Annotated in this window: 11 protein-coding genes; 6 read left to right on the top strand and 5 right to left on the bottom strand. The window is 54.1% G+C overall.

Annotated features, from left to right (window positions below; all coding sequences use genetic code 11):
* Positions 1-11 precede the first annotated feature (11 nt).
* Complete coding sequence (locus tag REH51_RS02220) at positions 12-743, bottom strand: ATP-binding cassette domain-containing protein (protein WP_009721904.1); 732 nt, start codon at positions 741-743, stop codon at positions 12-14.
* On the bottom strand, positions 740-1,444 hold the full coding sequence (locus REH51_RS02215; protein ID WP_009721905.1) for an ABC transporter permease: 705 nt from the start codon (positions 1,442-1,444) through the stop codon (positions 740-742). The genes REH51_RS02220 and REH51_RS02215 overlap by 4 nt, the downstream gene beginning before the upstream one ends.
* A gap of 171 nt (positions 1,445-1,615) precedes the next feature.
* Here REH51_RS02215 and REH51_RS02210 point away from each other — a divergent pair, with 171 nt between their 5' ends.
* From REH51_RS02210 to REH51_RS02200, 3 genes are all read left to right on the top strand, one after another.
* On the top strand, positions 1,616-2,497 hold the full coding sequence (locus REH51_RS02210; RefSeq protein WP_009721907.1) for a substrate-binding domain-containing protein: 882 nt from the start codon (positions 1,616-1,618) through the stop codon (positions 2,495-2,497).
* A gap of 163 nt (positions 2,498-2,660) precedes the next feature.
* On the top strand, positions 2,661-3,779 hold the full coding sequence (locus tag REH51_RS02205; RefSeq protein ID WP_009721908.1) for an App1 family protein phosphatidate phosphatase: 1,119 nt from the start codon (positions 2,661-2,663) through the stop codon (positions 3,777-3,779).
* A gap of 95 nt (positions 3,780-3,874) precedes the next feature.
* Entirely contained in the window at positions 3,875-4,549 is a 675-nt protein-coding gene (locus REH51_RS02200) for a zinc metallopeptidase (protein ID WP_009721909.1), read from the top strand.
* A gap of 81 nt (positions 4,550-4,630) precedes the next feature.
* Here the strand turns inward: REH51_RS02200 and REH51_RS02195 are convergent, their stop codons facing one another.
* From REH51_RS02195 to cmoA, 3 genes are all read right to left on the bottom strand, one after another.
* Positions 4,631-4,879 carry a GlsB/YeaQ/YmgE family stress response membrane protein gene (locus tag REH51_RS02195; protein ID WP_009721910.1) on the bottom strand — a complete coding sequence of 83 codons (249 nt, stop codon included), beginning with the start codon at positions 4,877-4,879 and terminating at the stop codon, positions 4,631-4,633.
* Positions 4,880-5,051: 172 nt separating this feature from the next.
* Positions 5,052-6,059, bottom strand: a complete 1,008-nt coding sequence (cmoB, locus tag REH51_RS02190; RefSeq protein ID WP_009721911.1) for a tRNA 5-methoxyuridine(34)/uridine 5-oxyacetic acid(34) synthase CmoB — start codon at positions 6,057-6,059, stop codon at positions 5,052-5,054.
* 1 nt (position 6,060) lies between these two features.
* Positions 6,061-6,804, bottom strand: a complete 744-nt coding sequence (gene cmoA, locus REH51_RS02185) for a carboxy-S-adenosyl-L-methionine synthase CmoA (protein WP_234667750.1) — start codon at positions 6,802-6,804, stop codon at positions 6,061-6,063.
* 114 nt (positions 6,805-6,918) lie between these two features.
* Between cmoA and pgi the strand changes: the two genes are divergently transcribed.
* The 3 genes from pgi (at position 6,919) to REH51_RS02170 (ending at position 12,815) form a co-directional block, all read left to right on the top strand.
* Positions 6,919-8,613, top strand: coding sequence for a glucose-6-phosphate isomerase (pgi, locus tag REH51_RS02180; RefSeq protein ID WP_009721913.1), 1,695 nt, complete (start codon positions 6,919-6,921; stop codon positions 8,611-8,613).
* Between the two features lie 163 nt (positions 8,614-8,776).
* The gene (gene parE, locus REH51_RS02175; protein WP_009721914.1) at positions 8,777-10,672 is read left to right on the top strand and encodes a DNA topoisomerase IV subunit B; all 1,896 of its coding nucleotides are present in this window, start codon (positions 8,777-8,779) and stop codon (positions 10,670-10,672) included.
* A gap of 169 nt (positions 10,673-10,841) precedes the next feature.
* Positions 10,842-12,815 (top strand): methyl-accepting chemotaxis protein, encoded by a 1,974-nt coding sequence (locus REH51_RS02170; RefSeq protein WP_009721915.1) that lies wholly within the window; start codon positions 10,842-10,844, stop codon positions 12,813-12,815.
* Positions 12,816-12,873 lie beyond the last annotated feature (58 nt).

The raw sequence follows: 12,873 nt of genomic DNA, 5'->3' as shown, positions 1-12,873 counted from the left end.
TGCTCTCGGGATTACCAAACAAGTTCGCCGCGAAGAAAGGCTCCCGCTTGGGTGGAAGCTGGCGTTTCAAAAAAGCGATGGGCTGGTGTGTGCTCTAGCACTTGGCCGCCATACATAAACACCACCTCATCAGCTAGGCGGCGGGCTTGATGCAAATCGTGGGTGGTCATAATGATGCGCGTGCCATTGTGATGAAATTCATTCACCGCATCTTCAACCGCCTTGATAGCGGCAGGGTCAAGGGCAGAAGTGGGCTCATCTAAAAACAGCACGGCAGGATTGAGTAGCCAGGCACGAGCAAGCGCAAGGCGCTGCTGCTCGCCGCCGGAGAGCACCCTGGCTGGGCGCTTCGCAAGGGTGGCTAAACCAAATTTATCGAGTGCCTGCAGGGCGATGTGTTTGCGCTGCCGACGCGGCACTCCATTGACCGCCAGAGCATAGGTCAGGTTATCGATTGCCGAGCGGCGCAGCAGTACCGGACGCTGAAACACCATGGCTTGGGCGGGCGGCTTTTCTTGCCAATGAATGTTGCCACTGCTAGGGCTTAGCAGACCGTGAGCCAAGCGCATTAACAGGCTCTTTCCCGCGCCGTTGGGGCCCATAATGAGCGTGCGTTGGCAGCCTGATAACGTCAGCGTGGTGGGGGCAAGTAGCTGATGACCACGATGCTCAAAGCTGACCTGCTCAAAATGTAGTGCAGGCACGGCCGTCAAAAGAGACGGTGGAAAAACCGACGCGTTCATCCTAACCGCCTCTTGGCCGTCTCAATGACCATGTGGGCCAACGCATTAATCAGTGTCACAAGGCTAAGCAGCACAATGCCCAAACCCAGCGCGAGGGGTAGGTTGCCTTTACTGGTTTCCAACACAATGCTGGTGGTCATCACACGGGTGACGCCATCGATATTGCCACCGACAATCATCACTGCACCCACTTCAGCGCTGGCGCGACCAAAGCCTGCGAGTATTACGGTTAAGAGCCCGAAACGCGCGTCCCACAGCAGAGTAGGCATCATGCGTAGCGGCTTCAGGCCAAGAGAGCGCAGCTGTTCGGCATACTCGTTATGCAGTGTCTCTACTTGTTGGCGAGTAAGCGCGGCAATAATCGGAAACACTAAGATGGTTTGTGCAATGACCATAGCCGTCGGCGTAAACAGCAGCCCAAACTGACCTAGCGGCCCTGCGCGGGAAAGCAGCAGGTAAACACATAGCCCAGCGACCACTGGGGGGAGGCCCATGAGCGCGTTGAGCAGCACAATCAACGCATTGCGGCCAGGGAAGCGCCAAAGGGCGAGTGCAGCGCCTAGTGGTAATGCCAGTGCACTAGCAAGCAGTACGGCAATCAGTGATACCTGCAGTGACAGCGTCACGATAGCGATTAGCCCCTGATCCATGCCCAGAATCAATGCAAACGCTGTGTAAAAGGGGTTATCACTTGGGGACATTGCCGTTCGCACCCTTGTTTTTGTTATTCAGCATCGTTTTTTAACAGCCGACATCATGTGTGTTCAATCACCTTAGGTGCTTCAGCTAGCATAATGTACGCAAACTTGATGTAATGCACTTTGTCCTGAAATATATGCAGCTGTATGCAGTAAATTGCGAGGCGCATGAGCATGTTAAAGGAATTCCTTACTACGGCAGAGGTGGCCGACTACCTGCGCTTAAAAGAGCGAAAGGTGTATGACTTGGTGCGCCAGGGCCAGATCCCTTGTAGCCGCGCCACCGGAAAATTGCTCTTTCCTCGTCAGCATATCGATATGTGGGTGCTTAGCCATTTAGAAGGTGACCAGGCGCAGCGTTCACCATTGCCTTGGATAGTGGCGGGTAGCCAAGACCCATTGTTGGAGTGGGCGGTTCGCGAAAGCGGTAGTGATTTGGCCTCGCTGTGCCACGGCAGTGGCGATGGCCTGCGCCGCTTGCTGGAAGGTAAAGCCATGCTGGCAGGTATTCACTTACTCAACTTCGAATCCGGGCGCTATAACGAGCCAGCTGCATTGGGGCTAGGCGGAGTGCGGGATTTAATCGTGTTGCATTGGGCGAAGCGCCAGCAAGGCCTGCTGGTGGCGCCTGGTAACCCACGGGGTATTCAGTCGCTCAATGATATTTCTCGGCAGCAGGTTACGCTTGCCCACCGTCAGCCTGATGCAGGTGCGGCGCAGTTACTGCGTTGTCTGCTACAGAGGTCAGCAATTGAGCCGGGCACTCTTAACTGGGCAACCAATGTCTCGTTAAGCGAAGATGACTTGGCGCTAGCTATTGCTCAGGGCGAAGCAGATGTGGGACTTGGGGTGGAGGCGGCTGCCCATCGCCAGCACATAGAGTTTATACCGCTAATCGAAGAGTCATTTGATTTGGTGATGCACCGGCGTAGCTACTTTGAACCTGCCCTACAGGCGCTTATCGCGTTTACTCGCCAGGAGCGCTTTACCCAACGGGCGAGGGCTTTGCGAGGCTATAATGTGAGCGGCTTGGGAGAAGTGCTGTACAACGCTTAGCAATATGACCTCTAGCGGTTGAGGGACCCCATCCGTTACGCCACACTGGTTATCGTTTAGCCATTTAACTGAGTCATCACAGGAAGTGAATAATGTTTGGAATGACGCAAAATATAGCGGTTGCCGATGACGTGAGTGAGTGTTTCTTGGGTGGGTGCCAATAATGGCGTGGTATCACCCGTGGGTAAGTTTTGCCAAGCGGTTGGCTCATGTGGTGGCAAAGCCGATGAAGCGCGACAGCGGTCATGGGGGCATGATGGTGCATCCCTATCGCGGCTACGGCTCTCAGCAGGAAGTGTTTGTCATGGGGCGTGTGTTTCGTCAGGCCGCACTAGGCCGGGCGATACCTCGGCGGGGGATGTTACGGGACACCGCAGACGTGGCCCGGCGTATCTTTCGGCGCGGCCTCGCTAATGCCAAAGTGGATATACGCATTGGTGATAACCAGCTGTGCTTGATAACTGACCGTGATGGCTACTTTGATGCTCACCTGCCGATTAGTACCGCGTTACCGGTCGATGTTTCCTGGCATCGCGCCGATATTATGGTTCATGCAGACGGCCACTCGACAATCCGCACCAGCGTTGAGGTTTACGTGCCGCCTCCTGAGGCAGACCTGCTGGTTATCAGTGATATTGACGACACCGTCATGTTCACCGGTGTCGCCGAAAAGTTCAAAATGCTGTATCGCCTGTTTGTCCGTAAACCTCATCGCCGTACAGCCTTTCCTGGGGTTGCGTCGCTTTATCAAGCGCTGTATCGCGGGCAAACCGAGAAAGCAGAGCGGCCTATTTTGTATGTTTCCCGAGGGCCCTGGGCAATCTATGAGATGCTGGAAACCTTCTTTCAGCTTAACCGAATTCCTGTCGGCCCTATTTTATTCCTACGCGAGTGGGGGATATCCCTGCGTCGCCCCTGGCCACGGCGAGCTGAAGCCCACAAGCGCGATTTAATCGACCGCATGTTAACGCTCTATCATGATATGCCCTGTATTTTGATCGGCGATAGCGGCCAACACGATCCAGAGGTTTATACTGAGGTAGTGAAGGCTTATCCCACGCGCATCAAAGCGATCTATATTCGCAGGGTAGATAAAGATCCCCAGCGGGAACAAGCTATTCAGCGGTTGCGGGAGGAGCTTGCTCATATCGATTGTGAATTAGTGCTTGCTGCTGACAGCGTTTTGATCGCCGAGCATGCCTACGCCAAAGGCGACATTTCTGCCAGAGGGCTACAGGCTGTGCAACGCGATGTAGACGCGCATCACAATGACCCTGAATAGTTGCAGGTGAGTGCGCCTATTTTGTGCTCATGGTAAAACTAAACACGGGTTAGCGGGTCGTTAATTTAGGTTCTTAATCAGCGGTGAGTGTGATCATGGTCATTGTGTTAATTGTATTGGCGCTGGCCATTTTTGTTCTGCCTAATCTATGGGCAAAATGGGTGTTAAAACGCCACACTCGTGGGCGGGATGATTACCCGGGCACCGGCGCGGAACTTGCCGAGCACCTGCTGCGGCGCTTGGGTGTTGAAGGCGTGACAGTAGAGCGCACCGAATTTGGCGATCATTACGACCCGGAATCGCGCTGCGTACGCCTTACCCCGGACCACTATGATGGCCGCTCGCTGACGGCGGTGACCGTTGCAGCCCACGAGGTCGGACATGCTATTCAACATCATGAGGGCTACGCGCCGCTGCTAGCTCGTAGCCGCTTGGTACAAGTGGCGCAAAAGGCAGAAAAGCTAGGTGCTATTTTAATGATGGCAGCGCCGTTTCTGTTTGTACTCACACGGCTGCCGGGTGGGCTGGCAGCGGTCATCGCCATGGCAGTCATCAGTTTTGGTACCGCCGCGCTGGTGCACCTGGTGACGCTGCCTGTCGAGTTTGATGCTAGTTTTAACCGCGCGCTGCCGCTGCTTAAAGAGTACGTGCCACCCTATGATATGCCGGGTGCTCGCCATGTACTTACCGCCTGTGCGTTCACCTACGTCGCTGCTTCGTTGGCCAGCGTGATGAATCTTGGTCGCTGGCTGGTGATTTTGCGGCGTTGAGATTTGGGTAGTCTAAATGAGTAACGAAAAAGCCGCTCTGTTTGAGCGGCTTTTCAGCGTTGTGCGTTGGATGCAGACAAATTACTTCTTGATCATCCGGTAGCCAGCCAACAATACCAATGCACCTACAATAGCGGTCACAAAACTGCCAAAGCTAAAGTCACCCATGGTGCCAAGCCCAACCAGTGAGCCGATCCAGCCGCCAACGAATGCGCCGGCGATACCGAGTAGAATAGTAATGATAAGGCCACCTGGATCTTTACCAGGCATAATTACTTTTGCAATAACACCGGCGATAAGGCCGAACAAAATCCACGCTAAAAAACCCATCTTCACTCCTCGATGTTCTGTTAGTGAGCTTGTGCCGACAAGAACCGCTCAGTCGTTATGAGCTATGTCGTTACTAGCCATGTCATTATGAACTAGGACATTACTGGCTATGTAATTAAGAACTGTTTCATTAAAATCAGTTTTGCCTAAAATACGACATAACGTATCCGCATTAGTTTCGATTGGCGATGATTACCGCCCGTCGTGGGGCGGGATAGCCTTCAATGGTGCGTGTTGGGTCGCTGGGGTCGAGGAAATCCGCTAGCGATTGATAGGTCATCCACTCAGTTGAGCGCTGCTCGTCAAGTGTTGTTACCGCTTCGTCGACCACTCGCACATTGGTAAAACCACACCGCTCCAGCCAGTGGCATAGCGCTTTTGAAGAGGGTAGGAAGTAGACATTAGGCATGGCAGCATAGCGTTCGCCAGGCACAAACACGGTTTGCTCATCGCCTTCAACGACCAGCGTTTCTAACACCAGCTCGCCGCCGGGGGCTAGCGCCTCTTTTAGCTGCTGCAAATGCTCAAGTGGTGAAGGGCGATGGTAGAGCACGCCCATGGAAAATACCGTATCGAAAAAGCCTAGCTTTTCTGGTACTTCTTCAATGCCTACCGGCAGAAACTGCGTGCGGCCACCGTCGGCATCGCCAACGAAGTGGCGCACTGCCTGAAACTGCCAATAAAAGCGTGGCGAAGGGTCTATGACCAGCACAAAAGCTGCGCCTTCACCAGTCATGCGCCAGGCGTGGTAGCCGCTGCCACCGCCAACATCTAACACCTTACGGTACTTAAGCGGCGCGAGATGCGGAGCAACTCTTTGCCATTTCCAGTCGGAGCGCCATTCGGTGTCAATATCGATGCCGCCCAGTCGGAAGGGGCCTTTGCGCCAGGGGGATAGTTTGCGCAGTAGGTTAAAGCACTGGCGCTTCTGGCTATCGCTCAAAGCGACATCAATGCTCACCGTGTCGCTGGTGAGATCGACGTGGCGCTCCTCGGGCAGAGCAGGTAGTTTGGCAACCGCTTTCTCCCAAGCGGACAGGTCGCCATGGCGCTGGCGATCTAATCCATTGGCCAACTGCTCTGGCAGCTTGGCAAGCCAGGGTGTCAGTGTGGCATCCTGACTGGCTTGATCTAAAAATGCCTGATAAAGCGCGCGATGATCGTCGGGTAACAGCGGCACCTTAATCCTCCTTGAAGGCGATCAGCGAGGTAAAGTTCAAGTACTGGAACCAGGTCATGGAGCGGGGGAAGCCCGCTTGGGCTAAGCGGCCATGCAAGGCATCAAGTGTGTCGGGAATCAGCACGTTTTCCAGCGCGGTGCGTTTTTGGCTGATTTCCATATCGCTGTAGCCATTGGCGCGCTTGAAGTCATGGTAGCGCTCGACTCGCCAGGCATTGTCCCGCTCATCGGCATCGATGGTTTTCTCCGACAAAATCAGCACGCCGCCTGGTTCAAGGGCGTCGTAAAGCCGCTTTAACAGCGCATCGCGATCAGCGGGGGGTAGAAACTGCAGCGTAAAATTAAGAATGATCATGCCGGAAGGTGCATAATCAAGGGTGCGTATGTCGGCCTCCTTGATCTGCATGGCGTGGTCTGGGCACTCTTCCAAAAAAGTCTGTTTGGCCCTAGCTACCATGGCGGGCGAAAGATCCACTCCAGTATAGCGAAAGGCATCGGCGGGGAGTGCGCCAGCCAGCGCCAGGCCTGATGCGCCCAGCGAGCAGCCTAGGTCGTAAACATGAGCGCCGTGGCGCAGATGGCGTTGGGCAATTAAGCTCAACATGCCGAGGATTTGCCCGTAACCGGGCACCGAACGGCGGATCATATCAGGGAAGCACGCAACGACCTGTTCGTCGAAGGAGAACCTTGCCACCTTATCTAAGGGTGTTGAAAAGATAGCGTCGCGGTAAGATGCATCACTCATGGGCAAGCCAGGATTATTAATGAGGCTGCGTAGTTTACGCGCCCTTGATACACCAGAACAGGCCTGTTTATAACAGATTCCTGCTGCATGGAATGACGCCACAGGAGAAGGCATATGGCTTCAGCAACACGCACAACCCCCGATACGCTACCCGCATGGCAGACGTTGAAGCATCATGCTGAAGCGCTACAGCACGTACACTTAAAAAACTTGTTCGGTGATGACGACAGTCGCTGGGTGAACTTCACTCGTCAGGTAGCCGGACTGACCTTGGATTTATCCAAACAGCGCTGGGATGATGACACCCTTGAACATTTGCTCGCGTTGGCGCACGAAGCGGGTATGCCTGGGGCGATTGATGCACTGCTAAGTGGGAAACGTGTAAACGTCAGTGAAAATCGCCCGGCGCTACATACGGCCTTACGGTTACCTGCTGATGCCACACTTGAGGTAGAAGGGGAAGATGTGGTGGCCGCTGTGCACGAGAGCCTTGCCCAGATGGAACACTTGGTGCAGCGACTGCAAGCGGGGCAGTGGCGTGGTGCAACCGGCAAACCTATCCGCCATGTGGTGAATTTAGGTGTTGGTGGTTCGGATCTTGGCCCGTTAATGGTCACCCATGCGCTGGCGGATTATCGGCCAAAAGAGGGGCAGCCATTGGACGTACACTTTGCGTCTACCATGGATGGCTCCCAACTGGCGGATTATCTAAGTCGTTTTAATCCAGAAACAACTCTGTTCGTTTTATCGTCCAAGTCGTTTACCACCATCGACACGCTTTCCAATGCTAATACGGCCAAAGACTGGTTGTTAGGAAAGCTCTCGGCACATGGTGATCTCCCCAGTGCAGCACCATTGAGCGCAGAGTTGATTGTTCGCCAGCACTTCATTGGTGTATCGGCGAGCCCTGAAAAGATGAGTGAATGGGGGATTTCCCCAGACCACCAACTGATGTTCTGGGACTGGGTCGGTGGGCGTTACTCTTTGTGGGGCACCATCGGCCTACCGATTGCGCTTGTCGTTGGCATGGATAACTTCCGCGAACTGTTGGCGGGGGCCCATGCCATGGACTGCCACTTCCGTGATGCGCCAATGGAAGACAACCTACCAGTGCTACTGGGGTTAGCTGGTATCTGGAACGTCAATTTCCTGGATATTCGTGCCCACTCGATACTGCCTTACGATGGGCGTTTGGAATACTTTGCTGCCTATCTTGAACAGCTTGAGATGGAGTCCAACGGTAAGTCGGTGACTCGCCAAGGCCAGGCAGTTAACTACTCGACCTGCCCAGTGCTGTGGGGGCAACTTGGCCCCAACGCTCAACACGCCTTTTATCAGTTACTTCACCAAGGCACCCAGCCGGTCGTGTGCGATTTTATCGCGCCGCTGAAGCGCTACGATGAGGTGGAAGACCCAGATACACGTCGCCATCTAAAAGCGCAGCACCGGTTGGCTCTGGCTAACTGTTTTGCCCAGTCGCGGGTTTTGATGCTGGGGGATGACGCCCTGGATGATGATGGCCCCCGCCCGGAGCATAAGCGCTACCGCGGCAACCAGCCCTCTACGACGGTACTGCTAGATAAGCTAACACCCTTCACCCTGGGCGCTCTGATAGCCCTGTATGAACACAAAGTGTTTGTTCAGGCGGTCATTTGGGATATCAATCCATTTGATCAGTGGGGCGTTGAACTGGGCAAAAAAATTGCCACCGACACCCAGGCGATAATTGATGGAGAGGGTGATATTTCCCGCATGGATGTTTCCAGCCGTGGCTTGATTGAGGCGTTTTGGGCGGCAGAACAGGAATAGTACGCTACCCCGATTGTCATGGCTGGATATACAGCTTTTTGCTTTTCCGCTATCCTGTGCTCCTTTGTCGGAGGCTTGTCGCGCTTTGAAGCAGTAGGTTTAATGACGCAGTGCGGCTGCCAGGACTATTTTTCAGGAAACGATTTTCAGGAACCGACGCTACATGACCCAGTTTGATGCCTCCCAGTACGGCGCGAGTTCCATCGAGGTCCTATCAGGGCTCGAGCCGGTGCGTAAGCGTCCCGGTATGTACACCGACACCTCGCGGCCTAACCACCTCGCTCAAGAGGTCATCGATAACAGTGTTGATGAGGCCCTTGCCGGGCATGCATCGGCTATCAGCGTAGTGCTGCATCGCGATGGTGCCATTGAAGTGCAGGATAATGGCCGTGGTATGCCGATTGATTTGCACCCTGAACATGGCGTGTCGGGCGTCGAACTAATCTTTACCAAGCTCCACTCTGGTGGCAAATTTTCATCCTCCAGCTATCGTTTTTCGGGTGGCTTGCACGGGGTTGGCGTGTCGGTGGTTAACGCCTTATCGCGGCGCTTAGATGTTGAAGTCACCCGTAATGGCGCGCGCCACGCCATGGCCTTTGAGTTTGGTGAGAAAGTTGAAGAGTTGCATGAAATTGGCAAAGCCGCCAAGAAGGCAACAGGGACCTTGGTGCGCTTCTGGCCAGATGAGAGTTACTTCGACAGCCCAAAGCTTGCGCTTTCAAAGTTAAAACACTTGCTACGTGCCAAGGCGGTACTGTGTCCTGGGTTGGCCGTTACGCTGGTAGAGCCTGACGGTACTAAAACTGAATGGGCTTATGCCGATGGGTTGCGAGATTATTTGGCTGAAGCTACCGATGGCTATGAAGTGGTGCCCAACGAACCCTTCGTAGGCCATTTTAGTGACGACGAGCATGGTGTTGACTGGGCGATTCAATGGTTACCCGAAGGTGGCGAAGCGTTATTAGAAAGCTACGTCAACCTGATTCCCACACCCCAGGGCGGCACGCATGTTAATGGCTTTCGCTCAGGGTTGCTGGAAGCGCTGCGGGAGTTCTGTGAATACCGCAGCTTATTGCCCCGAGGCATTAAGCTAACCGCCGATGATTTATGGGAGCGAGCCTCCTTTGTGCTGTCGGTTAAAATGCTTGACCCTCAGTTTGCCGGGCAGACCAAAGAGCGCTTGTCGTCGCGCACGATTGCGGGCTTTGTCTCTGGGGTGTTGAAAGATGCTTTCTCGCTATGGCTTAACCACCATATCGAACAGGCCGAACAGTTGGCGGAAATGGTGATCAGCGCCGCCCAGCAACGTCAGAAAAAGTCCAAGAAGGTCGCCCGTAAAAAAGTCACTTCCGGCCCCGCGCTGCCAGGCAAGCTCGCCGACTGTTCCGGCCAGGACCCTGCCCTAAGCGAGCTGTTCTTAGTCGAAGGCGACTCGGCGGGCGGCAGTGCTAAGCAGGCACGTAATCGGGAAACCCAGGCCATTCTTCCGCTGCGTGGAAAAATCCTCAACACCTGGGAAGTCGATACCCACGATATCTACGGTTCCCAGGAAGTGCATGATATCGCTGTGGCCATTGGTGCTGACCCCGGTAGCGCAGACCTTGAAAAGCTGCGCTATCACAAAATCTGCATCCTGGCTGATGCTGACTCCGATGGCCTGCACATTGCGACGCTGTTGTGCGCGCTATTTGTAAGGCACTTCCCCAGCTTGGTGGATGCCGGACATGTGTTCGTCGCTATGCCGCCGCTTTACCGAATCGATTTAGGTAAAGAAGTGCACTATGCCCTGGATGAGAGCGAAAAAGCCGCCATTCTCAAACAGCTGGCGAAAAAGCGTGGCACGCCCAATGTTCAACGTTTTAAAGGCTTGGGTGAAATGAGCCCGCTACAGTTGCGTGAAACCACCATGTCAGTGGAAACCCGTCGTCTGGTTCAGTTAACGCTGGAAGAGGGCGATGGCACCATGGAAATGATGGATATGTTGCTGGCCAAGAAACGCGCCGGTGACCGTAAAAAATGGCTGGAGGATTACGGTAACCTTGCTGATGTAGAGGTGTAGTTACACCTATAGAGGCGCCATCAGCCTAATCGTAACGACCAGAAGCGTGAAGCCAACCCGTCAGGTAGACGTTAACAGGCATTATTACAGTGCCGTGCTATTTGGCCGATAGTTGAATATGTAGCTTATTACATACTAAGACGCGTACAAAACGCTCATAGACAGGGGAATGGCTTTGTTCAACACAATCTCTCGGCAGTTAACGTTGTCTGCAGTGGTGTTAACACTACTGATGGCTGTCAGTATTTACGGCGTAATGGCATGGCGCGGTCAGCCGCTGGTGATCGATGCAAGTCAGTCACTAATTGAGCGTACCGGCGGCTCTATTGTGAATGCACTGAATGGCCAGTTGGCTCGCGTTGAGGGGAATACCTCTAGTTTAGCAGCGCTAGCCGAGTCGCTTCCTCAAGATGAAGCGATTTACCAGCAAGCACTGCCAAATGTGGTCGATGATAACGGCAATATGACGATTGCTGGAGGCGGTATCTGGCCTGAGCCGGGCGCTTTTTCACCAGGGGTAGAGCGCTTCAGCTTCTTCTGGGCACGTAATACCCAGGGAGAGCTGGAGTTCCTGGATGATTATAACGCGAGCACTATTGCGCCTTACCACGACGAAGCATGGTACAGCAGCGCCCGGAATGCGACGCCAGGGCAGTGTGTTTGGTCTGCCGCTTACCGCGACCCAGCGACAGGGGTTGCCATGGTGACCTGTAGCGTTCCGTATTATATCGATGGCGCTTTTTCAGGGGTGGCCACCATTGATATGCAGCTAGGCGGCGTGGCTGAGTTTCTTGCAGAAAACGGCGGCGGTACAGGCGGTTACGCTTTCGTGCTGGATAAAGAGCGCAATGTGATTGATCTGCCGGGCGTTGAGCAGTCCTCGGATGAGATGCAGGGTTTATCTGACGTTGTCCGCGATATGCCCTGGCTTCAGCCTGTTGTTGCGGCGATGAGTGCTGGCCATGAACAGGCCAGTATCGAAAGCGCAGGCGTGTTAGCAGAACCTGCTGAAGTACGTTTGTTTGACATGCCGCGTACGGGGTGGACGCTTGGATTAGTAACCCCTAGCGAACAAGTCACGGCTTTGGCACGTACGCTAACACGTGATCTACTGCTATTTATTGTCCCCTTGCTGGCACTCTTACTGGGGCTTGGATGGTGGGGTGGTCGTATTTTGCTGGCGCAAATACGCAGTACTACTCGTCAAATTGATCAGTTGGGTCAGGATAACTCGAGTCGAGAGCTAACGATCTATCGCGAGGATGAGATTGGTGAACTGCGCCGTGCTGTTAATCGATACTCGGAGAAGCTGCAGCAACTATTTGGTGACGTGCGGAGCGTGGCAGATGCTATCGCCAGCGAATCCACTGAAATAGCGGCAGGCAATACCGAGCTTTCTAGCCGAACAGAGCAGCAGGCGGCTTCTCTTCAGGAGACGTCATCAACGATGGAAGAGATGGCGACTACGGTGAAGCGAAACGCTGACAACGCTCAAGAGGCAGACCTGAGGGCGAAAGAATCAGCGGATAAAGTAAAGCGCGGCGGCCAACAGGTATCGAGACTGGCGCAATCCATGGAAGCGATCAACGAAAGCTCTGTTGAAGTCGCTTCAATTGTTCAAGTGATCGAAAATATTGCCTTTCAAACCAATATATTAGCGCTGAATGCCTCGGTAGAAGCAGCGCGTGCAGGTGAGCACGGAAGAGGGTTTGCGGTTGTTGCCAGTGAAGTGCGTGAGCTTGCCTCGCGCAGTGCGGCGTCGGCCAGGAATATTAATGGGCTGATCAAAACCACGTCTGAGCAGATTGCGACTGGCAGCGGTTATGCTCAAGAGGCTGAGTCCGCTATGAAAGAGATTGTGGTGGCGATTGAAGAAGTAACGGCACGTATTAGCGAAATCAGCCAAGCTTCCAGCGAACAAACCAACGGCATTGACGAGATCAACCGTGCGGTAACGCAAATGGATACAGTGACCCAGCAAAATGCGGGCTTGGTTAGCCAGGCCGCAGGGGCTGCTAATGAACTGTCGTTACAGGCTCAGCGCTTAAAAGGCTTGCTAGATGAGTTTCACGGCGGTGCGCAGGCGGTATCGCAGGCACCAGCGCTGTCTAATGCATCACATGAAAGGTATCAATTAACATAGCGTGCCATGTTAAGTGGCCGCGTGTCCGCTTATCAGCCGCCCCGACTGGGGCGGGTTT

This window comes from Halomonas bluephagenesis, assembly GCF_054790765.1.
This window is presented reverse-complemented; position numbering and strand designations above follow the sequence as displayed.